The sequence below is a fragment of the Actinomyces israelii genome (assembly GCF_030253495.1).
Taxonomy (GTDB): Bacteria; Actinomycetota; Actinomycetes; order Actinomycetales; family Actinomycetaceae; genus Actinomyces; species Actinomyces israelii.
In genome coordinates, this window is sequence record NZ_CP124548.1 from 3,041,337 (window position 1) to 3,065,116 (window position 23,780).

At 71.9% G+C, this 23,780-nt stretch carries 22 protein-coding genes and 1 tRNA gene; 6 read left to right on the plus strand and 17 right to left on the minus strand.

Features of this window, described 5'->3' with window-relative positions; translation table 11 throughout:
* Positions 1-83 precede the first annotated feature (83 nt).
* From rplK to AIF0345_RS12775, 4 genes are all read right to left on the minus strand, one after another.
* Positions 84-515: a 50S ribosomal protein L11 gene (gene rplK / locus AIF0345_RS12760; protein ID WP_043558753.1), complete on the minus strand. Its 432-nt coding sequence runs from the start codon at positions 513-515 to the stop codon at positions 84-86.
* A gap of 223 nt (positions 516-738) precedes the next feature.
* A complete protein-coding gene (gene nusG / locus AIF0345_RS12765) occupies positions 739-1,599 on the minus strand; it encodes a transcription termination/antitermination protein NusG (RefSeq protein WP_285296350.1) in 861 nt (286 codons plus the stop codon).
* A gap of 47 nt (positions 1,600-1,646) precedes the next feature.
* Positions 1,647-1,931 (minus strand): preprotein translocase subunit SecE, encoded by a 285-nt coding sequence (gene secE / locus AIF0345_RS12770; RefSeq protein ID WP_043558760.1) that lies wholly within the window; start codon positions 1,929-1,931, stop codon positions 1,647-1,649.
* A 92-nt stretch (positions 1,932-2,023) separates the two neighbouring features.
* Positions 2,024-2,096, minus strand: a tRNA-Trp gene (locus AIF0345_RS12775).
* Positions 2,097-2,272: 176 nt separating this feature from the next.
* Here AIF0345_RS12775 and AIF0345_RS12780 point away from each other — a divergent pair.
* The gene (locus AIF0345_RS12780; RefSeq protein WP_285296351.1) at positions 2,273-3,487 is read left to right on the plus strand and encodes a pyridoxal phosphate-dependent aminotransferase; all 1,215 of its coding nucleotides are present in this window, start codon (positions 2,273-2,275) and stop codon (positions 3,485-3,487) included.
* A 132-nt stretch (positions 3,488-3,619) separates the two neighbouring features.
* Here AIF0345_RS12780 and AIF0345_RS12785 read toward each other — a convergent pair whose 3' ends face one another.
* Together AIF0345_RS12785 and AIF0345_RS12790 are read right to left on the minus strand one after the other, a co-directional pair.
* A complete protein-coding gene (locus AIF0345_RS12785; RefSeq protein ID WP_285296352.1) occupies positions 3,620-5,095 on the minus strand; it encodes an alanine/glycine:cation symporter family protein in 1,476 nt (491 codons plus the stop codon).
* Between the two features lie 133 nt (positions 5,096-5,228).
* Positions 5,229-6,476 carry a phosphotransferase gene (locus AIF0345_RS12790; RefSeq protein ID WP_043558766.1) on the minus strand — a complete coding sequence of 416 codons (1,248 nt, stop codon included), beginning with the start codon at positions 6,474-6,476 and terminating at the stop codon, positions 5,229-5,231.
* 224 nt (positions 6,477-6,700) lie between these two features.
* On the opposite strand from AIF0345_RS12790, the gene AIF0345_RS12795 reads away from it, so the two are divergent.
* Entirely contained in the window at positions 6,701-7,726 is a 1,026-nt protein-coding gene (locus AIF0345_RS12795; RefSeq protein ID WP_268916423.1) for an adenosine deaminase, read from the plus strand.
* A gap of 51 nt (positions 7,727-7,777) precedes the next feature.
* On the opposite strand, the gene AIF0345_RS12800 is transcribed toward AIF0345_RS12795, so the two are convergent.
* The 5 genes from AIF0345_RS12800 to AIF0345_RS12820 form a co-directional block, all read right to left on the minus strand.
* Positions 7,778-8,572 (minus strand): glycerophosphodiester phosphodiesterase family protein, encoded by a 795-nt coding sequence (locus AIF0345_RS12800; protein WP_285296353.1) that lies wholly within the window; start codon positions 8,570-8,572, stop codon positions 7,778-7,780.
* A 53-nt stretch (positions 8,573-8,625) separates the two neighbouring features.
* Positions 8,626-9,996, minus strand: a complete 1,371-nt coding sequence (locus AIF0345_RS12805; protein WP_285296354.1) for an MFS transporter — start codon at positions 9,994-9,996, stop codon at positions 8,626-8,628.
* A gap of 205 nt (positions 9,997-10,201) precedes the next feature.
* Complete coding sequence (locus AIF0345_RS12810; protein ID WP_268916426.1) at positions 10,202-11,479, minus strand: UDP-N-acetylmuramate dehydrogenase; 1,278 nt, start codon at positions 11,477-11,479, stop codon at positions 10,202-10,204.
* Positions 11,480-11,586: 107 nt separating this feature from the next.
* Positions 11,587-11,685, minus strand: a complete 99-nt coding sequence (locus AIF0345_RS12815; RefSeq protein WP_003792170.1) for a 30S ribosomal protein bS22 — start codon at positions 11,683-11,685, stop codon at positions 11,587-11,589.
* A gap of 180 nt (positions 11,686-11,865) precedes the next feature.
* Entirely contained in the window at positions 11,866-12,108 is a 243-nt protein-coding gene (locus tag AIF0345_RS12820; protein ID WP_043558775.1) for a helix-turn-helix domain-containing protein, read from the minus strand.
* A 242-nt stretch (positions 12,109-12,350) separates the two neighbouring features.
* Here AIF0345_RS12820 and AIF0345_RS12825 point away from each other — a divergent pair, with 242 nt between their 5' ends.
* Together AIF0345_RS12825 and AIF0345_RS12830 are read left to right on the plus strand one after the other, a co-directional pair.
* Positions 12,351-13,925 carry a TrkH family potassium uptake protein gene (locus AIF0345_RS12825; protein WP_268916427.1) on the plus strand — a complete coding sequence of 525 codons (1,575 nt, stop codon included), beginning with the start codon at positions 12,351-12,353 and terminating at the stop codon, positions 13,923-13,925.
* 7 nt (positions 13,926-13,932) lie between these two features.
* Positions 13,933-14,391: a hypothetical protein gene (locus tag AIF0345_RS12830; RefSeq protein ID WP_285296355.1), complete on the plus strand. Its 459-nt coding sequence runs from the start codon at positions 13,933-13,935 to the stop codon at positions 14,389-14,391.
* A 12-nt stretch (positions 14,392-14,403) separates the two neighbouring features.
* Here AIF0345_RS12830 and AIF0345_RS12835 read toward each other — a convergent pair whose 3' ends face one another.
* Complete coding sequence (locus AIF0345_RS12835; RefSeq protein WP_268916428.1) at positions 14,404-15,087, minus strand: TetR/AcrR family transcriptional regulator; 684 nt, start codon at positions 15,085-15,087, stop codon at positions 14,404-14,406.
* Positions 15,088-15,227: 140 nt separating this feature from the next.
* Between AIF0345_RS12835 and AIF0345_RS12840 the strand changes: the two genes are divergently transcribed.
* Positions 15,228-16,820 carry an MFS transporter gene (locus tag AIF0345_RS12840; protein ID WP_285296356.1) on the plus strand — a complete coding sequence of 531 codons (1,593 nt, stop codon included), beginning with the start codon at positions 15,228-15,230 and terminating at the stop codon, positions 16,818-16,820.
* A 605-nt stretch (positions 16,821-17,425) separates the two neighbouring features.
* Positions 17,426-18,094, plus strand: a complete 669-nt coding sequence (locus AIF0345_RS12845) for a potassium channel family protein (protein ID WP_043558791.1) — start codon at positions 17,426-17,428, stop codon at positions 18,092-18,094.
* Between the two features lie 18 nt (positions 18,095-18,112).
* Here the strand turns inward: AIF0345_RS12845 and AIF0345_RS12850 are convergent, their stop codons facing one another.
* The 5 genes from AIF0345_RS12850 to AIF0345_RS12870 all read right to left on the minus strand — a co-directional run bounded on the left by AIF0345_RS12850 (position 18,113) and on the right by AIF0345_RS12870 (position 23,729).
* Positions 18,113-19,120: a LacI family DNA-binding transcriptional regulator gene (locus AIF0345_RS12850; protein WP_285296357.1), complete on the minus strand. Its 1,008-nt coding sequence runs from the start codon at positions 19,118-19,120 to the stop codon at positions 18,113-18,115.
* 60 nt (positions 19,121-19,180) lie between these two features.
* Complete coding sequence (locus AIF0345_RS12855) at positions 19,181-20,161, minus strand: aldose epimerase family protein (protein WP_285296358.1); 981 nt, start codon at positions 20,159-20,161, stop codon at positions 19,181-19,183.
* Positions 20,162-20,510: 349 nt separating this feature from the next.
* A complete protein-coding gene (locus AIF0345_RS12860) occupies positions 20,511-21,434 on the minus strand; it encodes a carbohydrate ABC transporter permease (protein ID WP_052374491.1) in 924 nt (307 codons plus the stop codon).
* Entirely contained in the window at positions 21,424-22,356 is a 933-nt protein-coding gene (locus AIF0345_RS12865; RefSeq protein WP_084682296.1) for a carbohydrate ABC transporter permease, read from the minus strand. The genes AIF0345_RS12860 and AIF0345_RS12865 overlap by 11 nt, the downstream gene beginning before the upstream one ends.
* A gap of 17 nt (positions 22,357-22,373) precedes the next feature.
* Positions 22,374-23,729 (minus strand): extracellular solute-binding protein, encoded by a 1,356-nt coding sequence (locus tag AIF0345_RS12870; protein ID WP_285296359.1) that lies wholly within the window; start codon positions 23,727-23,729, stop codon positions 22,374-22,376.
* Positions 23,730-23,780: the final 51 nt, after the last annotated feature.

Sequence of the window (23,780 nt, forward strand, 5' to 3'; positions counted from 1 at the left end):
TGCTTCTCCTTAGCAGTCGTGGTGAACGGGCCGCGCCGGCCCTTCCACAGGGTCTGATTGGGTGTGCCAGGTGCCGGCCGACATCAGGCCTCGACGGTGATGCCCATGGAGCGGGCGGTGCCGGCGATGATCTTGGAGGCGGCTTCGACGTCGTTGGCGTTGAGGTCGGCCATCTTGGACTCGGCGATCTCGCGCACCTGGGCGGCCGTGAGCGAGCCGACCTTGTCGGCGTGGGGGCTCGGGGAGCCCTTGGCGACGCCGGCGGCCTTCTTGATGAGCTCGGCGGCCGGCGGGGTCTTGGTCACGAAGGTGAAGGAGCGGTCCTCGTAGACCGTGATCTCCACCGGGATGACGTTGCCGCGCTGCGACTCGGTCGCGGCGTTGTAGGCCTTGCAGAACTCCATGATGTTGACGCCGTGCTGACCCAGCGCGGGGCCGATCGGCGGGGCGGGGTTGGCCTGACCGGCCTGGATCTGGAGCTTGATGAGCCCGGAGACCTTCTTCTTAGGAGCCATGCGAATGGATCTCTTTCTTGTCCGGAAGAGCTGCACGCCTGCCGTGCAGCGGAAATGCGCGCACGACGCATGCGCGCACACGAATGCTCATCCTATCCCGAGCCGGAGTCCACCAAGCACCCGGTGCACGGAATCACAAGGCCCGCCGCCTGTGAGACGCGCCGCCCGCCGTCGTCCTCACGGGGCCGACGGCGGGCGGCGCGGTGGCCGGGATGCGCCGGCCTCAGATCTTGGCGACCTGGGAGAAGGACAGCTCGGCCGGGGTGTCGCGACCGAACAGGGAGATGAGGACCTGGAGCTTCTGGGTCTCGGGGTGGATCTCGGCAATGGTGGCCGGGAGGGACTCGAAGGGGCCGTCGGTGACGATGACGGACTCGCCGGCCTCGAAGGCGACCTCGTAGACCTGACCGTCGGCGGCGACCTGGGAGCTCGCGCCCTCCCGGGGAGCGGCCTTGGCGGCGCTCTGCTTGGCGGCGATCTCCTCGGGGGTGGGGCCGAGCTGGGAGACGGCCTCCTCGAAGGTCAGCGGCACGGGGTTGTAGCGGTCGCCCACGAAGCCGGTGACGGCCGGGGTGTCCTTGATGGTGCGCCACACCTTGTCGGAGGTCTCCGGGTCGTCCAGGTCCATGCGCACGAAGACGTAGCCGGGAATGCGTACCCGGGAGACCTCCTTCTTCTTGCCCGCGTTCTTGATCTCGATGACCGTCTCCATGGGGACGACGGCGTCGAAGACGTAGTCCTCGACCTCGAAGTTCTCCGCGCGGGTCTTAATGTCCGTGGCCACGCGACGCTCGTAGCCGGAGTAGGTGTGCAGGACGTACCACTCGCCGGGCAGCGAGGACATCTGCCTGCGGAACTCCTCGACCGGGTCGACCTCGGGCTCGGGAGCCGACTCGGCCTTCCCGCCCTCCTGGCCGGCGGCCTCCTCGACCTCGGCCTCCACGGCCTCCTCGGCGCGCTCCGCGGCGGCCTCCTCGGCCTGGGAGTCGAGGGACTCCGGCTGCGCCTCATCCGCCTGGATGGCCTCGCCGTCGACGACGGGGGCGAGCTCCTCGGGAAGGATCTGCTCGGACTGCTCGGACACGATGTACCTGCTTTCCTCGGGCGGGTGGCTGAGGGCGACCGTCGGCTTCAGCGGGTCGGGAGCTGGGTGGGCTGAACGCCTCCGGAAGAGGCGGGGCGCGAGAAGGCCCACATCACCAGCCGGTCGAAGGCGTAGTCGAGGACCCCGGTGAAGGCCATGATCGCCACGATGAACACGACGACGACAATGAAGTAGGTCCACAGCTCATTGCTGGTGGGCCACACGACCTTGCGCAGCTCGTCAATCACCTGACGGAAGAACAGGGCGATACGACCCAGGGGGCCTCGCTTGGTGCCCTGCTTGCGCCTGGCGACGCTCGCGCTCTCGCTCATGCTCTGAGTCCTCGGGTTCGACGGTTCGATCATGCCCTGGCGGGCGAGAGGACGGAACCGACGGGATCTCCCGACAGATCCGCCGTTCTCAGCAGGGCAGGCGGGACTCGAACCCACAACCGCCGGTTTTGGAGACCGGTGCGCTACCAATTGCGCCACTGCCCTTCAGCGGTGACCAATCTTGTCACAGGTTCACCTGGATCGCTAAGCCCCGGGACGTGGACTGCGCCACGCGGCCCGTCCCCGCCCTGCCCCTTCGCCGAGATCGGTCCGGCTCCGGCTCGCGATCTGCTCATCTCATATGACGAGCACATGACGCCCGGTCGTGGGACCATGGGCCCATGAGCACGACACCCCGGAGCCGAGTCTCCGCGCGCCTAGCCGCCATCGCCCCCTCCGCCACCCTCGCCGTCGACGCCAAGGCCAAGGCCCTGAAGGCCGCCGGCCGCCCCGTCATCGGGTTCGGCGCCGGAGAGCCCGACTTCGCCACCCCCGACTACATCGTCAAGGCCGCCGTCGCCGCCGCCAAGGACCCCGCAAACCACAAGTACACGCCCGCCAAGGGCCTGCCCGCCCTGCGCGAGGCCATCGCCGCCAAGACCCTGCGCGACTCCGGCTACGAGGTCTCGCCCGACGACGTCATCGTCACCAACGGCGGCAAGCAGGCCGTCTTCGAGGCCTTCGCGGCGCTCGTGGACCCGGGCGACGAGGTCATCCTCCCCACCCCCTACTGGGTCACCTACCCCGAGTGCGTCCGCCTGTCCGGCGGCACCCCCGTCGAGGTCTTCGCCGGCGCCGACCAGGACTACAAGGTCACCGTCGCCCAGCTCGAGGCCGCCCGCACTCCGCGCACCAAGGCCGTCCTGGTCTGCTCCCCCTCCAACCCGACGGGCTCGGTCTACACACCCGAAGAGCTGACCGCCATCGGCCGGTGGGCGCTGGAGCACGGCGTGTGGGTCATCACTGACGAGATCTACGAGCACCTCCTGTACGAGGATGCCGTCAGCGCCCACATCGTCGCCCTCGTCCCCGAGCTGGCGGACCAGACCGTGGTCCTCAACGGCGTCGCCAAGACCTACGCCATGACCGGCTGGCGCGTGGGCTGGCTGATCGGCCCGTCCGACGTCGTCAAGGCCGCCACCAACCTGCAGTCCCACATGACGAGCAACGTCGCCAACGTCTCCCAGCGCGCGGCCCTGGCCGCCGTGTCCGGGGACCTGTCCGCCGTCGAGACCATGCGCGAGGCCTTCGACCGCCGTCGCCGCCTCATGGTCTCCATGCTCTCGGCCATCGACGGCCTGAGGGTCCCCACCCCCAGGGGCGCCTTCTACGCCTACCCCAGCGTGGAGGGCCTCATCGGGCGCACGCTGCGGGACCGCACCATCGACTCCTCCATCACGCTGGCCGACGCGATCCTCGAGCACGTCGAGGTCGCCGTCGTGCCCGGCGAGGCCTTCGGCCGCTCCGGCTTCCTGCGCCTGTCCTACGCCACCGGCGACGACGCCATCACCGAGGGCGTCGGCCGCGTCGCCGAGCTGCTCGCCGAGATCGAGTGAGCCACCGCGCCCGCCCGCGGCACTCGGCGCGACGCCGGCCGCGCCAGGATGCGACGACGGCGGGGCCGGTGCCCGGTCCGCAGGCCCCGGTCCCGCCGTCGTGCCGCGGGCGCCCCACTGCCGCGAGCGGGCTCAGCCCGCGTCGGCGTCGGCCCCCTGCGGGATGGAGCTGAAGTCGTCGCCGCGGCGCCGCAGGTGCGGGTCCTGCTCCAGGTAGGCCCTGGTCTCCCGGGCGATCAGCCCGGACAGGACCAGCAGGCCGATGAGGTTGGGGATGGCCATGAGGCCGTTGGCAATGTCGGCGAAGGTCCACACGTCCTTCAGGTCGGTGACGGTGCCCAGGAAGACGACGCAGGTGAAGATGAGCCGGTAGGGCAGCACGCCGTGCACGCCCGCAAGCCGCTCGACGCAGCGCTCGCCGTAGTAGGCCCAGCCCAGGATGGTCGAGGCGGCCAGGAACACGATGGCCACCGACACGATGTAGTGGCCCCACTCCCCCGGCAGGCCGTGGGTGAAGGCGTCCCCGGTCATGGTGGCCGGGTCCGAGTCCGTCCAGGTCCCGGTGGACAGGATCACCAGCCCTGTGCAGGTCACTACGATGATCGTGTCGATGAAGGTCTGGGTCATGGAGACCAGCCCTTGGCGAGCGGGGTGGCTGGTCTTGGCCGCGGCGGCCGCGATGGCGGCCGAGCCCATGCCGGACTCGTTGGAGAAGATGCCGCGCGCCGCCCCGTACTGCATGGCCATTATGAGGGTCGAGCCGGCGAACCCGCCGAGCGCGCCGTGCCCGGTGAAGGCCCCGGCGAGCACCAGGCCGAGCGCCGCGGGGATCCCCGAGACGTTGGCGACCAGGATGTACAGGCAGCCGCCGACGTAGAAGACGATCATCATGGGCACGAAGGCGCTGGTCACCGTGCCGATCGCCTCGATCCCGCCCAGGAGGACGGCGCCCACCGCAATCGCCAGGACAATGCCGACGACGGCGCCGTCCCAGCCGAAGGAGCTGCGCAGCTGGGCCGCCACGGCGTTGGACTGCGTCATCGAGCCGATGCCGAAGGAGGCCAGGATGGCCGCGCAGGCGAAGAAGACCGACAGCGCCATCCCCGGGCGCCCGGGCACGGCGCGCCCGAGGTAGTACTGGGGCCCGCCGGACTGCTGCCCGCGGGCGTCGGTGGTGCGGAACCGCACCGCGAGGAAGGCCTCGGAGTACTTCGAGGCCATGCCGAACAGCGCCGTGACCCACATCCAGAACAGGGCCCCGGGCCCGCCCAGGTGGATGGCGGTGGCCACGCCCACGATATTGCCCACGCCCACGGTGGCCGCCAGCGCCGTCGTCAGGGCCTGGTAGTGGGAGATGTCCCCCTCGGCGCTCGCGGCCTCACCGCCACCGTCGCGCTGGAGGAAGGCGAAGCGCAGCGCGGGGCCGAGCTTGCGCAGCTGGAGGCCGCGCAGCCGGACCGTCAGCACCACGCCGGTGCCCAGCAGGAGGGGGATGAGGAGCCATGGGCCCCACAGGAGGGTGTCGAAGGCGGCAAGGCCGTCGCTGAGGGCGCCGGCGGGCGCAGGGCCGGCACCGAGACGGGCCGTCGCAAGAGCGGTGTCGAACATGGGAGGCGCCTTTCCGTCTCCGGGATGGGGTGTACGTCGTCGCACCGTAGGCACAGGGCGTATGACGACAATGTGACATCCGCCATGTGGACGCGGGCGACCGTCGCGGAGCCGCAGGCGCCCGGTCTCGCGCTCAGTGCGCGCCGCGCCTGGCCTGGATCTCCCGGGCCTGGGCGAGCCAGGTCTCGGCGCGCGCGAGCCGCCCCTCGGCGTCGGGCCTCCACGGGCCGCCGTCCTCCCGGCGGGCGCCGGCGACCAGGGAGAGGACCACGCCCGCGCAGCGGGCCCGCAGGGAGACCGGGTCGGCCTGCTGCTCCGCCAGGCGCGTCCACACCTCCAGCACCGGACGCAGGTGCGGATAGGAGGCCGGGGCCAGGTGGTCCAGGACGCTGACGTGCCCGAGCAGGCAGGCGAGGTCGTCCACGCGGCGCCCGGGCCCCAGGGAGTCCACGTCGAGCAGGCTGGCCACACCCTCGCCCTCCATGAGCACGTTGGCCTCGTAGAAGTCCCCGTGCACGGGGACCACCGGGCCGGGGTCGCAGGCCGCCATGAGCTGCTCGACGCCGTCGGCGACGGCGCGCGCCCGCAGGGCGTGCTCGGGCAGCACCGTCGAGGCCGCGTGGGCGTAGTGGCGGGCGCGCTCGGACCAGGCCGGGTGAGGAGTGAGCTGCAGGGCGCTGGCGGGCAGCGCATCCAGCAGAGCGGTGAGGGAGGCGAAGACGCGCGCGGCGCGCCCCTTGTCCATGCCGCGGGACAGCAGGCCCGACAGGGCCACGCCGCGCCCGGTCGACAGCAGGACAAGGCCGTCCGGGTCATCGCGCAGGACGTCGGGCGCGGGCACGCCCGCGGCGCGCAGCATACGGTGCCGCTCCGCGAAGGCGGCGGACTGACCGGGCCGCAGCACCTTGGCGTAGGCGGTCGAGGAGTCCGGGTAGGTCACCCGCACCACGGCCCGCCGGGTGGGCCGGTAGGCGACCATGGTGGCCTTGATGGCCGTCCCCAGGCGCCGGGAGAGCAGGGAGGGCGTGCAGGCGACCGCGAGCGCCGGCAGCTCGGGATCGGCGGGGTGCCGCCAGACGTGGACGACCGGTCCGTCCCCTCCGCGCGGCGAGACCCGGGTCAGGCCCGCCGCCTGGGGGTTGGACAGCCGCGCCGTCGTCGCGCACAGGTACTCAGTGCTGCGCGACCCGTTCGGGGAGGCCACGACGGCGGTGTAGCCGACCGAGACCCCGGCGCCGGGGCGGTGGTGGACCGAGTGCACCTCCCAGCTCAGCAGCTGCTGGCCTGCCGGGGCCAGCGCCCCGGAAAGGACGGACGCGGCTCGCGGACCGGTCAGGAGGGCGACCTCCTCGGGCTCGCGGGCGGCCTGCGTGCTGCTCATAGGAGTAGTGTGCCTCACCGAGCGGCGCCAACCGTCCCACATGGGTGCGCTCTTCGGGCCTGGACGACTGAGTCCGGGTGCTCGTCTCCGTCCGGCCGGAGCGGCCGGACCGTCGCACGCCGCCGGCGCCGACCTCCGGCCCCGGCTTTCGCAACAGCGCCTGAGGTACGACCGCACCAGGAGCCGTTGGAAGACTCCCGCCGGACGCATGGCACAATCCGCCCATGCGCGACCTGTCCCTCCTGCCCAAGGCGCACCTGCACCTGCACTTCACGGGGGCGATGCGCCTGGAGACGCTGGTGGACCTGGCCCAGGCCTCGCATACGCGCCTGCCGTCGTCATTCATTGACGGCGACCCGCTGCACGTGCCGGCCGACCACCGCGGCTGGTTCCGCTTCCAGCGGGCCTACGACACCGCTCGCCAGCTGGTCACGGCCGAGGAGACCATGCGCAGGATCGTCATGGAGGCCGCTCTCGACGACGCAGCGGAGGGCTCGCGGCGCCTGGAGATCCAGGTGGACCCGACCTCCTACGCCCCTTTCGTGGGCGGCATCACACCAGCGCTGGAGATCATCCTGGACGCGGCGAGCCAGGCCACGATCCTGTCGGGGGTGGAGGTCGCCGTGGTGGTGGCGGCCTCCCGCATGCGCCATCCGCTGGACGCGCGCACGCTGGCCCGGCTGGCGTCCCGGTACGCGGGGGACGCGCCGGGCACCGTCGTCGGCTTCGGGCTGAGCAACGACGAGCGCGCCGGGCGGACCGGCTCGTGGGGGCCGGCCTTCGCCATCGCCCGGCGGGCGGGACTCGCCTCGCTGCCCCACGGCGGCGAGCTGCTGGGGCCCGAGCACGTGCGCGACGTGGTGACCGCCCTGGGGCCGACGCGCCTGGGCCATGGGGTGCGCGCGAGCGAGGACCCCGAGCTGCTGGACGCCGTGGTCGCCGCGGGCATCAGCCTGGAGGTGTGCCCCGCCTCGAACGTGTGCCTGGGGGTCTACCGCGCCGCCGACGACGTCCCACTGGCGATCCTGCTGGAGCACGGGGCGCAGGTGGCGCTCGGCGCCGACGACCCCCTCCTGTTCCACACACGCCTGACCGACCAGTACGAGATCGCGCGCCGGCTGGGCCTGGACGACGCCGCCCTGGCCGAGCTCGCCCGAGGAAGCATCCGGGCCTCACTGGCCGCGCAGTCCTCCAAGCGGGCCTGGCTCGCCGAGGTCGACGCCTGGCTGGCCGCGCCCGATCCGGTCTGAGCGGCGGTCGGGCCGGGCGATCAGTCGGGCCGGGCCCGGCGGGCCCCGCCGTCAGAGGGCCGGGCCCGCAGCGAGGAAGGGGTAGACGTCGGTGAACACGCCGGTGCACCCCCAGTTGAACAGCTGGTTGGCGCGGTCGGGCCGGTTGACGGTCCACACGTTGACGCCGTAGCCGGCCGCGCGGGCGGAGCGCACCATCGCCTCGGTCAGGCCGGCGTCCTCGGGGTGGATCGCGACGGCTCCGCACAGCTCGGCGACCGAGCGCCAGTCGGGGCGGATGGTCGCCGACTCGTACAGGACGGCGGTGGCGTACTGGGGGTGTCGCTGGTGGAAGGCCATGAGCAGGGGCTGGCTGAAGGAGGACACGAGGACCTGCCTGCCCGCGTCGAGCCGCCCCAGGGCCGCGGCGAGGGCGTCGACCAGCTCGATGCTGCGGGCCGCCCCCTGCTCGTTGGCCTTGAGCTCGATATTGGCGTTGAGGCCACGCTCGTTGACGAAGTCGAGGAAGGCCTCCAGCGTGGGCAGGCGCTCGCCGACGAAGTCGGGGCCGAACCAGCGCCCGGCGTCAATGTGCTCCAGGTCCGCGGCCCGCAGCCCGTAGATGCTGCCGCCGCGGTCGGTGGTCCGCTCCAGGGCGGTGTCGTGGATGAGCACGGGCGTGCCGTCGGCGAGCAGGTCGACGTCGGTCTCGATCCAGCTCGCCCCGGCGTCGGCGGCGGCTCGGAAGGCCGCCATGGTGTTCTCGGGCGCGGCCGAGGGCAGCCCGCGATGGGCGAGCACCGCGCGCTCAATACACGGGACGTTGCGGCCGGGGCGCGCCGGCGCCCAATCACGAGGAGCCGGCATGCGCCCCTCCTTTCCCTCCGTCGAGGTCGGTTCACTTCTGGCGCGAGATCGGTTCAGCTCCGCGCCGAGATCGGTCCCGCCTCCCGCTCGCCGCCGCCCGCGGCGAGCGGGAGGGCGGTCGCGCGGCGGTTGACGCGGTCCAGGATCACCGCGGTGACACAGCCGACCGCCGCAGCGGTCCCGGTGATCATGAAGATGATCCGGTACCCCGGAGCCGGGTCGCCGCCCGCACAGCCGTCAATGATACGGCCGTTGAGGTTGTAGCCCCACAGGATCGCGGCGTAGGCCAGCAGGGACCCCACGGCCATGGCGGAGCCGTCGATCTCCTCGGGCAGCTCGAGCTCGCCGATCGGCGCCAGGATGACGGACTTGCCGAGGAAGGTGGCCAGCGCCACCAGAATGAGCAGCCCGACGACCGGCACGATGAGGACCGGCCTGCTGGACTCGTCGCCGATCGGGAGCATGAGGATAATGGCGCACCCCACTGTGACAATGCCCAGCGCGACCATCATCATCCTGGTGGACGACCTGAAGACGTAGTCGGCCACGACTCCCGAGACGAGTCCGGCGACCATGGCGATCAGCCCCACATTGAAGATGCCGAAGGCCGCCGCCACGGTGGTGGAGGCGTTGAAGACCTGCTTCAGGAACGGGGCGGATATGTACATGAGGTTGATGTCGCACCAGTACACGGCCATTGCGGCGACACCGGCGAGCCAGATGCGGGGAAGGGCGAGCACGTGCAGCAGGCCCTTGAGCGCGGCCACCGAGTGCGAGACGTGCTCCTCGGTGGCGATCCTGGTGTCGGGGACGTAGCGCGCCACGGCAAGCATCATGGGCATCAGGAGCAGGGCGTAGATGATGGCGAAGGTGCGCATGACGGTCGTTGTCGCCGACTCGGGGAAGAGGACGAGAGCCACGATGACGATCCCGTTCAGGCCGAACTCGGCCAACCGGCGGACCGCCTCCAGCATGCCCATGGCCATGCCCTTGCCCTTGCGGTCCTGGTCCGCCGACAGGATGCACACGCCGTTGGCGACGGCGGGCCAGATGATCGCATCGACGACCGCCCAGGAGATCGCGATGGCCTCCATGACCCTGAAGGGCGGGATGAGCACGAACAGGATGAGATAGGTGAACAGCCTCCACACCATGCCGCACAGGATGATGGTGCGCACTCGGACGCGGTTGTTCACCCAGCCCGCGGGCACGTACAGGAACATGGCCAGTCCGAGGTAGGTCATGAGCTGGCCGAACTGGGTCTGGGTTATTCCCAGCGTCTCCTGCAGGGGGATCATCAAGGAGCTCTTGAAGGACTCGAAGCTGCTGTAGAGGACCTGCCCGGACAGGGCGACGACCAGGAAGGGGAGGAAGCGGCCCCGGCGCATGAACGCCGGGAGAAGGGACATGACGCGCGTACTCATCGGAGTATCTCCTCGGAAGAGACGGGGTAGTGGGACGGGGAGGGAGGCCCAGGGCCTGGCGACGGCGCTCGCGTCGTACCCGATCGCGGCCTTGTGAGCCTGCGGCGCGGGGCGGCCGAGTCGGTGGTGCAGAGAGGTTGCGGAGAGGGTGACGAGGGTCGCGCGGTGCTGCGCGGAGACGCGGAGACACGGTGGGCGGTCGGCCTCACCACCCCACGGCGACGGGCTCGGGCACGAGGGTGATTCCGAAGCGCTCGCGGACCCCGGCGATGACCGTATCGCGCAGGGCGACCACATCGGCCGCGGTGGCGCCGCCCCGGTTGGTCAGGGCGAGCACGTGCCTGGTCGACAGGCTCGCCCGCCCGTGCGCCCCGGGCGCGGCGAAGCCCTTGGGGAAGCCGGCGTGGTCGATGAGCCAGGCGGCCGAGGTCTTGACCAGCCCGTCGACGACGGGGGCGTCCTGGAGACCGGCGACGACCCGGGTGCGGTCGGTCACAGGGAACCGGGGGGCGCCCTCGGGCAGGGCCTCGGCCTCGGCCGCGGTGAGGATCGGGTTGGTGAAGAAGGAGCCGGCGGACCAGGTGTCGTGGTCGGCGGCGTCGAGCACCATGCCCTTGGAGCGTCGCAGCGCCAGGACCGCCTCGCGCACCTCGCGGGCATCGACGCGGGCGCCCATGTCGACGTCGAGCGCCCCGGCCAGCTGCCGGTAGGCGATGGGGGCGGACAGGGAGGCCTGGCGGACGTGGAAGGTCGCCGAGAGCACGACCCAGCGGCCCGTCGGGCCCCAGGTGCGGCCCGCCCCGACGTCCGGGTCGGTCAGGGACCGCTTGAGGGCGGAGTCCCGGTAGGTCAGGCGCAGCTCGGACAGGGGGATGTGGACCGTGCGCCCCGCGGCGCGGTCCCAGGCGCGCACGGAGGCGAGGAGCTCGGCGACCTCGGTGCCGTAGGCGCCGATGTTCTGCACGGGGGCGGCGCCGACGGTGCCGGGAATTCCCGACAGCGGGGCGAAGCCGCCCCAGTGGGAGGCGACCGCCCGGCGCACGAGGTCGTCCCAGGTGGCGCCCGCGGTGGCGGTGATCTGCACACCGCCGCAGGCGCTGTCGGACACAAGCTCGACCTCGGTGCGCGCGTCCCGTACGACGACGCCGTCGAAGCCGGCGTCGGCGGCCAGGATGTTGGACCCGCCGCCGATCACGAGCAGGGGGATGCCCTCGGCGTCGGCCCGCCTGACGACGTCGATGAGCTCGGCCTCGCCGGCAGCCTCGACGTAGCGGCCCACCGGTCCGCCCACGCGCAGGGTCGTCAGCTCGGCCAGGTCGGGCGCCGTCGTCGGCGTCCGCCCGCCCGGGACCCGGCCGAGCGCCTCCACGGGCGCGGGCCAGTCGGCGGGATCGGCGTGAACGGACAGGGGCATGGCGCACATCTCGTCCTCGGTGAGCGGCTCATGAGGGCCGGGGGGGCTGGGTGCGTCGGACTGGCTCATGACTGACTCCTGGGATCGGGCGGGCGGTGGCGGCCCCGGCTGGCCTTCGGGCACAAGAGCGCCCCGCGTGGCGCAGTGCGGAGCCTGCGATCACGACGGGGCGATCATCACTTCTTGTTGCGGCGCTGGTGGCGGGTCTTGCGGAGCAGCTTGCGGTGCTTCTTCTTGGCCATGCGCTTGCGGCGCTTCTTAATGACAGATCCCATGGGGACTCCTAGTTGTGGTGCATCCGGGGCTCGACCACGTGTCGGCATCAGCCGCCGACGCCGACCGGGGGCCGAGCGGGCATGAGCGAGCACGAGTAAGCGTAGCGGCCAGGAGGCGGGGCTGCCCGCAGACAGTCCGCGCTCCGACCACACTGGTGACTGGCGTGAGTCTAGCGGGTATCAGGAGCCCGTCGACTCCGACTCCTCGTGTCCCCAGTCACCCAGCCCGGCAGACAGGTACTGCCGGACGGCGCGCTCGGGCACGCGGAAGGATCGGCCGACCTGCATGGCCGGCAGGTCGCCGGAGTGGACCATGCGGTAGACCGTCATCTTGGAGACGCGCAGCATGCTGGCGACCTCAGCCACGGTGAGGAAGGAGGGGGCGCTCGAAGCGCCGGAGGGAGAAGGGATGCCCGGTGCCATGGGTCGTGAGTTTCCCGTCGTCGGATGTCGGTGGCGCAGCGGTCTTGCCTCCGCGGCGCGGGACCGCGCAGCCGCGGCCCCGTGCACAATATAACCTGAGCCTCTCGCGACGCATAGGTCATTTCCTCTCACAGGAGCCACACGCGTCGCATATCACATTTTGGTTACGACGACGCCCGGCTGCGGGCGCCGGGGCGTGGCGCGGTTTACCGCCGTCGGGCAGTGCGGACAAGAATAGCCCTGTGCCCCCCTCGCACCGCCACCTCGGACGCACCGGCTCCCCGCGCCCCCGCGGGGAGGAGGGCGCGCGCGCCTCCGCGCCCCGGCACTGGCACGCCCCGATGCCGGCCTTCGCCAGGTGGCGACGACGGCGCTCCGCCCTCCTGCCGGCCGCGATTCCCCCCTCCCCCGCCACCCCCCAGAGCCCCACCGGGCGCGAGTCCTCCGGTCTCCTGGCGCTCCTGGAGCGGTGGGACCTGCGCGCCCGCCTGGCCCGGGCCGCGCGCTTCACGCCCGCCCGCCTGGCCGTCGTCGTCTTCGCCGGCATTATCGCGGTGGTCACGGCTCTGCTCAGCCTGCCCGTGGCCACGGCGGACAACCACCGCGCCGACACGATCGACTCCCTGTTCACGGCGACCTCGGCGGTGTGCGTCACCGGCCTGACGACCGTCGACACCGCGACCTACTGGTCGCCCTTCGGCCAGGCGGTCATCATTATGGGCGCCGCCGTCGGCGGGCTGGGCATTATGACGCTCGCCTCGCTGCTGTCATTCGCCGTGTCACGCCACGTGGGCCTGACCCAGCGGATGCTCGCGGCCAGTGAGAACCAGTCCCGCCTGGGCGACGTCGCCGCCCTGCTGCGAGCGGTCATGTACACCGCCATCGGCGCGGAGAGCCTGCTCGCGCTCGTCCTGCTACCCCGTTTCCTGTCCCTGGGGCTCGACCTGGGGCACGCCTGCTGGTACGCGTTCTTCATGGCGCTGTCCATCTTCAACAACGCGGGCTTCGTCGTCATGCCCGGGGGCCTGGCGCCCTACGCGACGGACTGGTGGATGGGCCTGCCGATCGCGGTGGGCACCTTCGTGGGCGCCGTCGGATTCCCCGTGATCCTGGACGTCATGCGCCACCTGCGCCGCCCGCGCCAGTGGACGCTGCACACCAAGCTGACCCTGTCCACCTACTCCGCCCTGTCGGCCGTCTCCGCGCTGGCCATCGCCGCCTTCGAGTGGACAAACCCCCGTACCTACGGCGCGCTGCCGACCGGCGGCAAGCTCCTGACAGCGCTGATCAACGGCGTCAACGCGCGCTCGTCGGGGCTGACCACGATCGCGCCCGAGCACATGCGCGAGGCGACCTGGTTCCTCCAGGACGCCCTCATGTTCGTCGGCGGCGGGTCGGCCTCCACGGCCGGCGGCATCAAGGTGACGACCTTCGCGGTCCTGCTGCTGGCCATCGCCGCCGAGGCCCGGGGCGACCAGGACATCGAGGCCTTCGGGCGGCGCATCACGCTGTCGACGGTGCGCCTGAGCGTGGCCGTGGCCTTCATCGGGGCCTCCATCATCGGCACCGCGACGCTGCTCATGCTGGAGATGACCGACCTGACGCTGGACCGCGTCCTGTTCGAGGTGGTCAGCGCCTTCGCGACCGTCGGGCTGTCCACCGGGATCACGCCGATGCTGCCGACCAGTGCGAAGTACCTCATCGTGGTGCTCATGTTCGTCGGGCGCGTGGGCACCATGACAGCGGCGACGGCCCTGGCCATGCGCGAGCGCCGCCGCGTCATCCGCATGCCCGCCGAGCGCCCGCTCATCGGGTGAGGACGCCATGTGGTACGACGACATCCTGGAAGAGGTCTCCAGCCCGGAGACGCTGCGGCTGCGCTCGCTGTCCGTGCGCGCCATCACGCAGGGCATGTACGACGACGGCGCTCGACTGGCCATGCGCGCCAGGACCACCGCCATGGCGGGCCGCAGCCGGGCCGAGCAGGCGGACCTGCGCGTGGACCTGATCACCTACGGGCCGGCCCGCAGCCTCGTGTCCGCGGCCGTCAGGCACCTGCTGGCGCACCAGTACGAGGAGTGCCTGCACGCCGCGCAGCTCGCCGGCACCCTGTACGAGTTCGCCGACGCCTCCGACTACGACCTCAAGGAGTACTGGCAGGTCGTGGGCCAGGCCTACCGGGGTCTGGGCGACGAGCGCGAGATGGACAACGCCTTCATGCTGGCCAGGCTCTCGGACTCCGACCTCCAGCGCTCGCCGCGCCCCGACCCGCCCGAGCAGTGAGGCCGGCGGGGCTCAGGCGCCCAGGAGGCGCGCGACCGCGCGGGCCGTCGTCACCGCATCGGTTCGGCCGCGCTCGCCGGCAACGGTCCGCTCGATGACCAGCCCCACGGCGGCGTTGTGGACGACGGCGGCCGCCTCGTCGGGATCGACGCCCTGCGCGATGACGCCCCTGGACTGCCAGCGACGAACCACGTGGGCGATCTCGGCGCGCACGCGGGCGTAGCTGACCGCATACGCCTCCCGCAGGTCCGGGTGCCGCGCCAGCTCCGCCCACACGCCGATCATGAGATTGATCTGACCGGTCTCCGACGAGGACCCGGCCGCCCCGACGCCGTCGGCCTCGCCGGCCCCGGCGCCGTCGGCCCCCTCGACAGGGCCCGAGAAGGGCCGCCCGAAGACCCAGGAGTGCTCGACCGCGCGCACGAAGACGTCCTCAAGGCCCGGGAGCTCGTCAAGGTCGGCCAGCGCCGTGATCCACTCCACGACCGGGTCCATGGCCCTGACGATGACGGCGCGCACCAGCGAGCGCTTCCCCTCCGGGAAGTACCGGTAGACGGTGCTCGACGACATGCCCGCCTCGGCGACAATCTCGTCCATCGAGGCGCCGTCGAAGCCCTGTCGGGCGAAGCAGACCGCCGCCGCCGCCAGGATCCTTGCCGTCTGCTGGTCTCGGTACGACTGCGTGACACGGGGCATGGCACCAGGATACGGCGGCCCGGCGAATGCCGGACGTCACACCGCCACCACAAAACGAAACGACCGTTTTGACGTGGGCGACTCCGGGCACTACGGTCCGTACCGCAAACAGTAACGATCGTTTTGACATGGAGGTGCTCATGTCCTCTGCACCCGTCACAGCAGCCACCGCGCCCGACTCCGTACCGGCCGACGTCGGCGCGCCGCGCACGTCCCCGCCCCCGCGCTCCCGGGAGCGCGCCCTCGTCGCCGGCTCCCTGATCACCCAGCTCATGATCGTCCTCGACATGACGATCATCGCGGTCGCCCTGCCCCGCATGCAGGCCGATCTGGGGCTGACGTCCTCCCAGCGTCCGTGGGCCATCACCGCCTACACCCTCGCCAACGGCGGCCTCGTCCTGCTCGGCGGGCGCCTGACCACCGTCATCGGCATTCGGCGCTCCTACTGGCTGGGACAGGCCGGCTTCGCCACCGCGAGCCTCATCGCGGGCACGGCGTCCTCCTTCCCCGTGCTGGTGACCGCCCGCACCGCCCAAGGCGCGTTCGCCGCCCTGCTCGGCCCGACGACACTGTCACTGCTCAACTCCGCCTTCCCCGCGGGGCCCCGACGCAGGCGGGTCTTCGCCTTCTTCGGCGCCACGGGCGGCGTCGGGGCCGCGGCCGGGCTCCTGATCGGCGGGGCGCTCACGGACTGGCTCAGCTGGCGCTGGTCGCTCTACGTCAATGCGCCGATCGCCCTGATCGGCTTCCTCGTCGGCCTGCGCGGCCTGCCCGCCTCCAGCGTCCGCCGCGAGGGACCGGCCCTGCCCGACCTGCCCGGCCTCGTCCTGGGCTGCGCGGCCTGCTTCAGCGCGGTGTTCGGCCTGGACCGCGCCGAGCAGACCTCCTGGGGATCGGCCTCGACCATCGGCTGGCTCGCCGCCGCGGTCGTGCTGGCGATGCTGTTCCTGGTCAGGGAGCGCGCCGCCTCCGACCCAGCCCTGCCGCTGTGGATCATCTCCCGGCCCGCGCGCGCCGCCTCCTACGTCGGCGCGGCGACGGTCGGCGCGACCCAGATGGGCGGAGCGCTCTACCTGACCTACTACCTGCAGAACCACTTCGGCTACTCGCCCCTGCGGACCGGCGTCGCCTTCCTGCCCATGATCGGCGCCCTCGTGGTCACCGCGCCGCTGGCCGGGCAGCGCCTCCTCCACCGCCTGGGCACGCGCGGCACGCTGCCCCTGGGCATCGCGATCGAGGCGGCGGCCTTCGTCCTCCTGTCCCGGATCGGCCCCGGCTCGAGCTACGCCGGGGCGGTCGTCCCCGGGATCATGGTCCTCGGCGTGGGGATCGGCTTCGTCATGCCGGTCACGTTCAACTCGGGCACCCGGGGCGCCCCCGTCTCCCACATCGGCCTCGCCTCGGCGGTGATCACGGTCTCCCAGCAGATCGGCGCCTCGTTGAGCGTCGCCCTGCTGGCGACCTACGCGAGCAGGCACGTGAGCACCTACGTCGAGGACCACGCGGAGCAGACCAGGGCCCAGGCGATGAGCGCGCTGAGCCAGGCGCAGGCGACCCCGGACTCCGACGCCGGGCGGGCGATCGTCGCCAGGCTGACCGCCGAGCTGGCCGACCGTGCGCAGATCAGCGCCTACAGCGGCGGCTTCCTCCTCATGGCCTGCATCCTCGCCGCCGTGGCGGCGCTACTCATTGCGGCCGCCGTTCTGCGGGCCCGTCGCCACCGGGCCGCTTAGCCGACTGATTCCGACCACGGCGCATGCCGGGCCCGCCCCGCGCCCCTCCGCGCCGAGATCGGTCGTATTCCGGCTCGAGATCGGTCCAGTTCCGCACCGAGATCGGTTCGGAGCGCCGGCCCGACGCCCGCCGGCCCGACGCCGCGCCTCGGACAGTGATCGTCCGGCGCGTCTTCAGCGCCCCCGCGCCATCCGGCCCGCACCGCAAGACCTGGAATCGCGCCGATTCTCACGGTGTTCGGGGCAGTCGACCGTCTTGGAAGCACGCGGGAAGATCGCTTCCCCCACCCTGTAGCCAGTCGTCGAGATGACTAACGCCGGGGCGATCAGTAGACCCCGCGGACCGATCTCGACGCGAAAACGGACCGATCTCGAGCCGGAAATGAACCGATCTCGGTGAGGGGTAACGGGTGCGGGGGCGGGCGGGCGCGTGGAGCGCAGTATCCGGGCGCCCGCGTGGAGCGCGCCGGAACGTGAACGTACCTCCGCAGTCGACGTCGGGGCTCCCGGCCCGCCCGGTCCGCCCCGCCTCCGCGCCTGCACTACGGTGGGCACCGGGCCGCGGCGCTCCGCCCGGCCGTTCGCCGTACCGCGCAGGAGAACCCATGGCAGCCCCCGTCGACCGCACCGACTCGACCCTCGTCATCGGGCTGGGGCGCTTCGGATCCGCTGTAGCGGCGACCCTGGACCGGCTCGGCCGGGAGGTCCTCGCCGTGGAGTCCAACCCGACGATCGTGCGCCAGTGGACTGGCCGCATCCCCCTGGTGGAGGCCGACGCCACCGACATGGAGGCCCTGGAGCAGGTGGGCGCCACCGAGTTCGGCACCGCGGTCGTGGGGGTGGCCACCTCCTTGGAGGCGAGTGTCCTGATCACCGGCAACCTCGTGGACCTGGAGACACCGCAGATCTGGGCCAAGGCGATCTCGCGGGCGCACGGCCGCATCCTGCGCCGCATCGGCGCCCACCATGTGGTCTACCCCGAGTTCGACGCCGGCCAGCGCGCCGCCCACCTGGTCAGCGGCCGCATGCTGGACTACATCGAGATGGAGAAGGGCGGCTTCACCATCGTCAAGATGCGCCCGCCGGCCGAGCTGCACGGCTTCACCATCGGCGAGTCCAAGATCCGCTCGCGCTACGGCATCACGGTCTTCGGCCTCATGAGCCCCGGGGAGCCCTTCGAGTACGCGGCGGCCGAGACCCTGGTCAGCGCCGAGGACGTGCTCGTCGTCGGCGGGGACGCCACGCTGCTGGAGCGCTTCGCCAACCGGGCCTGAGCGAGTGAGGGCCGGCCCTCACTCGCTGGAGCGGCGCACCTGGAGGGTCGGCGCGATGGAGTGGGCCGTCCCCGCGGCACCGCCGATCGCCTCCAGCAGCACCTCCATACACAGCCGCCCGAGCTCGTCGAAGGGCTGGCGGACCGTGGTCAGCGGCGGCGAGAAGAAGGCCGCTCCGGCGACGTCGTCATAACCGGCCACGACCACGTCCGCGGGCACGCGGATCCCCCGGTCGCGCAGCGCGGCCAGCGCGCCCAGCGCCATGAGGTCGTTGGAGCAGAAGACGCCGTCGGGAAGTCCGCGCGCCACGAGCTCCGCACCGGCGACATAGCCCCGTTCGGGAGTCCAGTCCCCCTCGAGCAGGTCGCCCGACGGCACCCCGGCGTCCTCCACGGCGGCCCGCCACCCGCGGATGCGGGCGGCCGCGTCGAACCAGTCCGGTGGTCCGCACACGTGGGCCACGGACCGGCACCCGCCGCCCAGGAGGTGTCCGACCGCCATGCGCGCCCCGAGCTCCTGGTCGATGGAGACGACGTGGATCCGCCCACCGGCCGGGAAGCCGTCGGCCACCACCACCAGCGGGACCGCCCGGGCCGCCCGCTCGACCGCAGTCGCAATGTGCGCCCGGGGGGCCACGGCGATCATCCCGTCCACGCCTCGACCGACGAGGAAGTCGAGCGCCTCGGCGACCTCGTCGCCCGATCCCCGGGTCAGGGCGGCCACGACGGTGGCGTAGCCCTCCCGGCGGGCCGCGGCCTCAATGGCCGCCGCCGCCGAGGCCGGTCCGAAGTAGCGCGAGCCGGCGGTGACGACCCCGATGGTGCGCGTGGAGTCGGTCACCAGTGCCCGAGCCGCCATATTGCGGCGGTAGCCCAGCCGGGCGATGGCCGCCTGGACCTTCTCGCGCGTGGTCGGGCGCACCGAGTCGGGCGCATTGAGCACGCGGGAGACCGTCTGGTGACTCACTCCCGCCAGCCGCGCCACGTCCATCATCCCGGGTCGCCGCCCCGGCTCGCCGCCGGCCATGACTACCTCCTGCGCCTCGGGCGGCCGGTCAGCCGCGTCGCCGACCGCCGCGGAAGGGCCTCACTCCTCCTCGCGCAGCGAGTAGGCGAAGGAGTGGGACTGTCCGGCCTGAAGCTCGACCAGGTCGCGCCCGCTGTTGAAGGCGTCGGGAGGGCAGGTCATGGGCTCCACGGCGACGCCCCGGCGCCCCAGGTGCTCGGCGGTGTAGATCTGCACCCACGGCGCCTCGGCGCTCATGACCACGGTGCGGCCCGCCTCTCCACCGGTCAGACGGGCCTCCCAGGGGCCCTGGGGCAGGCCCGTGTAGGCGTTGTCGGTCGCGATCCGCCTCACCAGGCGGCCGGCGCGCCAGTCCCAGTCGGTACCGGTGATGTCGCGCTCGCCGGCCGGCGCCATGCGCCCATCGACGTCGAGGACCCGCGCGGCCGGCACCTGCAGGATGCACTCGTCCAGCGGGACGGACCGGGTCAGGTAGGGGTGGAAGGAGACGCCGTAGGGAGCCGGCGCGAGGCGGCCATCGGCCTCGGGGGCGCCGACGGCGCCCGGTGCCGGTGACGCACCCGCCCCGAGGCTGGTGGTGGTGGCCGTCACGGTCAGCCCGGTGCGCGCGTCCAGGGAGAAGCGCACGCCGACCCGCAGGCTCCAGGGGTAGGCGTACGAGCCCGGCAGCGTCAGCTCGAGCGCGACCGACGGCGCCGGGTTCGCCGGGCCGCCAGCGGCCCCGGCCCGGGTTCCTTCGCCCGTGGCGACGACGTCGAAGTCGGCCCAGCCCACCAGGCCGTGCAGGGCCGAGCCGGTCTCGGGCTCGTTGCGGGGCACCAGGTAGCTCGCGCCCCAGTAGGTGTAGCGCGCCCCGACGATCCGGTTGGGCCACGGCGCCAGGGTCTTGCCCTGCCAGGCCCCGGGCAGCGAGGCCTCGGCGTCGAAGGGGATGATGAGGTCGTCACCCGCCTTGCGCAGGTGGACAAGTGTGGCGCCGGCAGTGGCGATGCGGGCCGCGTAGTCGCCGGCGGTCAGGTCGATGAGCTCTCCATTGATCATGCGTGCCGTCCAAGGTGGTGGTCGAGGTAGCGGCGGGTGCGCTCCCGCGCAATACGGCCTACCGTACGGCACCGGGCCGGTGCGCGCTCGCCGTGGGACCGCCCGGCGCCGGCCGCCCCCTTCGCCGAGATCGGTCCGGTTCCGCACCGGGATCGGTCCATGGCTCCCGGCCGGCCCATGCCGCGCGCCCCAGGGCCCCGTCTCCCCGGAGTCGGTCCTCCAGGGTCCGCGCCCGAGGAGCGGACCTGCGACCTCGGGGCCCGACCGCGACCGGGTCCGACAGCGTGGAGCGGACCTGCGACCGCGCGGGCCGGGCGAGGGCCGGGCGAGGGCCGGCGGCCCCGCCGGCTCACTGGCCTCCCAGACCCGTCGTGGCGACGGCCTTGATGATCTGGCGCTGGAAGAGCATGAACAGGATCGTCAGGGGCAGGGCGGCGATCACGGCCGCGGCCATGGTCTGGGCGTAGATGACCCCGTAGGCGTTCTTCACCGTGGACAGCCCGACCGGCAGGGTCATCAGGTCGGGATTGTTGGTGATGATGAAGGGCCACATGAAGTTGTTCCACGCGCCGATGAACACGAAGATCGCCACCGCGGTGACGATGGGCCGGGAGGTCGGCAGGATGACGTTCCAGAACAGCCTCCAGTTTCCGGCGCCGTCCACGCGCGCCGCGTCCTCGATCTCCTGGGGCACCTGGTCGAAGTACTGCTTGAAGATGTAGACCATCATCGGCGCGATGGTCTGGGGCAGGATGATGCCGGCGAAGGTGTCGACGGCCCGCAGAAGGACCATCTCCTTGAACAGCGGGACAATGAGGATCTGGCCGGGCACCATGATGAGGGCGATGGTGGCGGCGAACAGGAGCCTGCGCCCCTTGAAGACCGTGCGGGAGAAGGCGTAGCCGGCCAGCGCGCAGATGACGACGGTCAGCGCCGTGACCAGGCAGGCCACCAGGAGCGTGTTCCACATCCAGGTGAAGACCTCGCCGCGGGAGAAGACGATCCGATAGTTCTCCAGGGTGAAGCCGCCGTCGGGCAGCCACCTCAGCGGAAGGGACTGCGCCTGCACCTCGGTCTTGAACGAGGTGTCCACCGCCCAGGCCAGCGGAAGCAGCCAGCCGAGGGCGAGCAGCGCGAGGATCGCGAAGGCGACCGCGCGCGCCGCCCGGCTGCGGCCCAGCAGAAGGCCGCGGGTGCGCCTGGTCTCCGCCCGGCGCTCGGCCCGCGAGCGGGTGCGATGGCTGCGGAGCTGGAGAAGGATGTCAGCGCTCATTGGACGTGTCCTTCCGGGTGCGGGCGATAAGTCGCGGGGCCACCGTGACGAGGATGATGACGGCGAAGAAGATGTAGGACATCGCCGAGGCGTAGCCCATCCGGTAGTTCGTGAATCCGGTGTCGTAGATGTACTGGAGGATCGGCCGGGTCGAGCCCTCGGGGCCGGAGCCTCCGGAGAAGGCGATGAACATCTGGTCGAAGATCTTCAGGGAGGCGATGACCTGGAGGGTGACCACCAGCACCGTGGTGCCGCGCAGCTGGGGCAGGGTCACCGACCACAGCTTGCGCCAGAAGCCGGCGCCGTCGACCTCGGCGGCCTCGTAGAGGAGGTCGGGAATCGCCTGCAGGCTCGACAGGTAGAGCAGGAAGTTGAATCCGACCGTCCACCACACGGTGAGGATGACGATGGACCACATGGCGACATCGACGTCGGTGAGCCACCCGACCGCGTCCAGCCCGAGCTGCTGGAGCCAGTAGTTGACGAAGCCGACGTCGGAGTTGAACAACCAGGTCCAGACCTGGACGACGACGGCGACGGGCAGCAGGTAGGGGGCGAAGAAGGCCAGGCGCCAGAACCACTGCCCGGGGATGCCGATGTAGACCAGCAGCGCCATGACCAGGGCCAGGAGCACCAGCGGGATCGTGCTCATCACGGTGAACAGGATCGTGTGCCACAGGGTGGTCCACATGGTGGCGTCGCCCATGGCCTCGGCGTAGTTGCCCAGGCCGATCCAGCCGCCGTTGCCCATGAGCGACTGCTCGGTGAAGGACAGCCACAGCCCGTAGGCGACGGGGATGACGAGGAAGATGAGGGCCACCAGGATGAAGGGCGCGAGGAAGGGCAGGCCCGAGCCGAGGCGCCTGACCGTCCGCGCGGAGGCGGCGTCGCGCTCGAGCCGAGCGGAGACACTGGTTGCCATGAGTGGGTTCCTCTCTGTCAGGCGGGCGGGTTCTGGGCCAGGGCGTGGTTGAGGCGGTCGATGAGGCCGTCCACGGCCTGCTCGGGCGTGATCGAGCCGGACAGCCAGCACGCCTGCATGACCTCCGAGACCCGGGACTGGAAGTCCGAGCCGGAGCCGGTGAACCAGGCGGCGGGCTCGAAGACGGCCTGGTCCATGACCTCGGCGTAGTGCGACTGCGGCTCCAGGGCCCGGTAGGCGGCGGACTCGGTGATCCTGAGGTTGGCCGGGGTGTGACCGCCGTCGGCCCACTCCAGGGAGCCGTTCAGCATGCCGGCGACGACCTCGTAGGCGGCCTCGCGCCTGTCCTCATCGACGCTCGCCTGGTGGGGGAGCACGAAGACGTGGCAGTCGCCGAAGGAGGCCGGGGTGCCGAAGACGGCGGGCACGGGCATGGCGTCGAAGGGGACGCCCGCCTTGAGGAAGGACTGCAGCTCCCAGTTGCCCATGAAGGTGATGCCTGTGCGCCCGGTGGAGAAGGAGGCGACGGCGCCCCCGTAGTCCAGGTCGGGCGCGGCGATCTCGCCGTCGAGCATGTCCTTCACCAGCTGCGCGACCCCGATGGCGGCGTCGCGGTCGATCTGCGCCGGCTGCCCCGGGGTGAGCGTGCAGGTGGCCCCCGTCTGGGCGTACAGGCCCCAGAACATGCGGCAGACCTGCGCCCCGTCGCCGGTGTAGCCGTAGGACATGCCCTGGCCGCCGGTGACCCCGGCCAGAGCGCGCCCCGCGTCCAGAAAGGCCTCGGGCGAGCCCAGGCCGGTCAGCCTGCCCCTGGCGTCGAGCAGGCCCGCCCTGCCGCACAGGTCGGTGTTGTAGAACAGCAGGAATGCGTGGAAGTCCAGCGGGATGGCCATGAGGCGGCCGTCGACCAGGCACTTGTCCCACAGCAGGTCGGGGAACATGTCCCGGGTGACGCCGTGGTCCGCCAGGCGGTCGGTGTCCCAGGTGTCGAGCAGCCCGCCGGGGGCGTAGCCGACGACCCGGGTGGCGTGCATGACGGCCAGGTCGGGTGAGCGCCCGCCGACCGAGGACATGGCGAGCTTGGTGTAGTAGGGCCCGCCCCAGGTCAGGACGACGGGGTCGATCTCGATGTCGGGGCTCTGCCGGCCGACGGCGTCCATCATCGACTGGAAGACGCCGCCGTCGCCGCCGGTGAACAGGTGCCACAGCTGGATCCGGGTCCGGCCGCCGGCCGACGCCGGGGAGCAGCCGCCCAGAAGCGGGGCGCAGGCGAGCGAGGCGCCCCCCAGGAGCGCCCCGGCCAGCAGACTGCGCCTGCTGGGACCGTCGGGCAGCCCTCCTGACGGCGGCAGTGCCCACTTCCTTCGTTTCATCACTGACCTCCTTGTCAACGATCTGCACCAATGGGGAGGGCGCCCGGCCGC

What these genes read in the sequence shown, in the direction of transcription:
- AIF0345_RS12870 (WP_285296359.1), bottom strand. Translation starts at nt 23,729, where the DNA reads ATGAAACGAAGGAAGTGGGCACTGCCGCCGTCAGGAGGGCTGCCCGAC.
- AIF0345_RS12815 (WP_003792170.1), bottom strand. Translation starts at nt 11,685, where the DNA reads ATGGGATCTGTCATTAAGAAGCGCCGCAAGCGCATGGCCAAGAAGAAG.
- secE (WP_043558760.1), bottom strand. Translation starts at nt 1,931, where the DNA reads ATGAGCGAGAGCGCGAGCGTCGCCAGGCGCAAGCAGGGCACCAAGCGA.
- AIF0345_RS12860 (WP_052374491.1), bottom strand. Translation starts at nt 21,434, where the DNA reads ATGAGCGCTGACATCCTTCTCCAGCTCCGCAGCCATCGCACCCGCTCG.
- AIF0345_RS12820 (WP_043558775.1), bottom strand. Translation starts at nt 12,108, where the DNA reads ATGGCACCGGGCATCCCTTCTCCCTCCGGCGCTTCGAGCGCCCCCTCC.
- AIF0345_RS12855 (WP_285296358.1), bottom strand. Translation starts at nt 20,161, where the DNA reads ATGATCAATGGAGAGCTCATCGACCTGACCGCCGGCGACTACGCGGCC.
- AIF0345_RS12785 (WP_285296352.1), bottom strand. Translation starts at nt 5,095, where the DNA reads ATGTTCGACACCGCTCTTGCGACGGCCCGTCTCGGTGCCGGCCCTGCG.
- rplK (WP_043558753.1), bottom strand. Translation starts at nt 515, where the DNA reads ATGGCTCCTAAGAAGAAGGTCTCCGGGCTCATCAAGCTCCAGATCCAG.
- AIF0345_RS12865 (WP_084682296.1), bottom strand. Translation starts at nt 22,356, where the DNA reads ATGGCAACCAGTGTCTCCGCTCGGCTCGAGCGCGACGCCGCCTCCGCG.
- AIF0345_RS12845 (WP_043558791.1), top strand. Translation starts at nt 17,426, where the DNA reads ATGGCAGCCCCCGTCGACCGCACCGACTCGACCCTCGTCATCGGGCTG.
- AIF0345_RS12830 (WP_285296355.1), top strand. Translation starts at nt 13,933, where the DNA reads ATGTGGTACGACGACATCCTGGAAGAGGTCTCCAGCCCGGAGACGCTG.
- AIF0345_RS12810 (WP_268916426.1), bottom strand. Translation starts at nt 11,479, where the DNA reads ATGAGCCAGTCCGACGCACCCAGCCCCCCCGGCCCTCATGAGCCGCTC.
- AIF0345_RS12800 (WP_285296353.1), bottom strand. Translation starts at nt 8,572, where the DNA reads ATGCCGGCTCCTCGTGATTGGGCGCCGGCGCGCCCCGGCCGCAACGTC.
- AIF0345_RS12805 (WP_285296354.1), bottom strand. Translation starts at nt 9,996, where the DNA reads ATGAGTACGCGCGTCATGTCCCTTCTCCCGGCGTTCATGCGCCGGGGC.
- AIF0345_RS12835 (WP_268916428.1), bottom strand. Translation starts at nt 15,087, where the DNA reads ATGCCCCGTGTCACGCAGTCGTACCGAGACCAGCAGACGGCAAGGATC.
- AIF0345_RS12850 (WP_285296357.1), bottom strand. Translation starts at nt 19,120, where the DNA reads ATGGCCGGCGGCGAGCCGGGGCGGCGACCCGGGATGATGGACGTGGCG.
- AIF0345_RS12795 (WP_268916423.1), top strand. Translation starts at nt 6,701, where the DNA reads ATGCGCGACCTGTCCCTCCTGCCCAAGGCGCACCTGCACCTGCACTTC.
- AIF0345_RS12840 (WP_285296356.1), top strand. Translation starts at nt 15,228, where the DNA reads ATGTCCTCTGCACCCGTCACAGCAGCCACCGCGCCCGACTCCGTACCG.
- AIF0345_RS12790 (WP_043558766.1), bottom strand. Translation starts at nt 6,476, where the DNA reads ATGAGCAGCACGCAGGCCGCCCGCGAGCCCGAGGAGGTCGCCCTCCTG.
- AIF0345_RS12780 (WP_285296351.1), top strand. Translation starts at nt 2,273, where the DNA reads ATGAGCACGACACCCCGGAGCCGAGTCTCCGCGCGCCTAGCCGCCATC.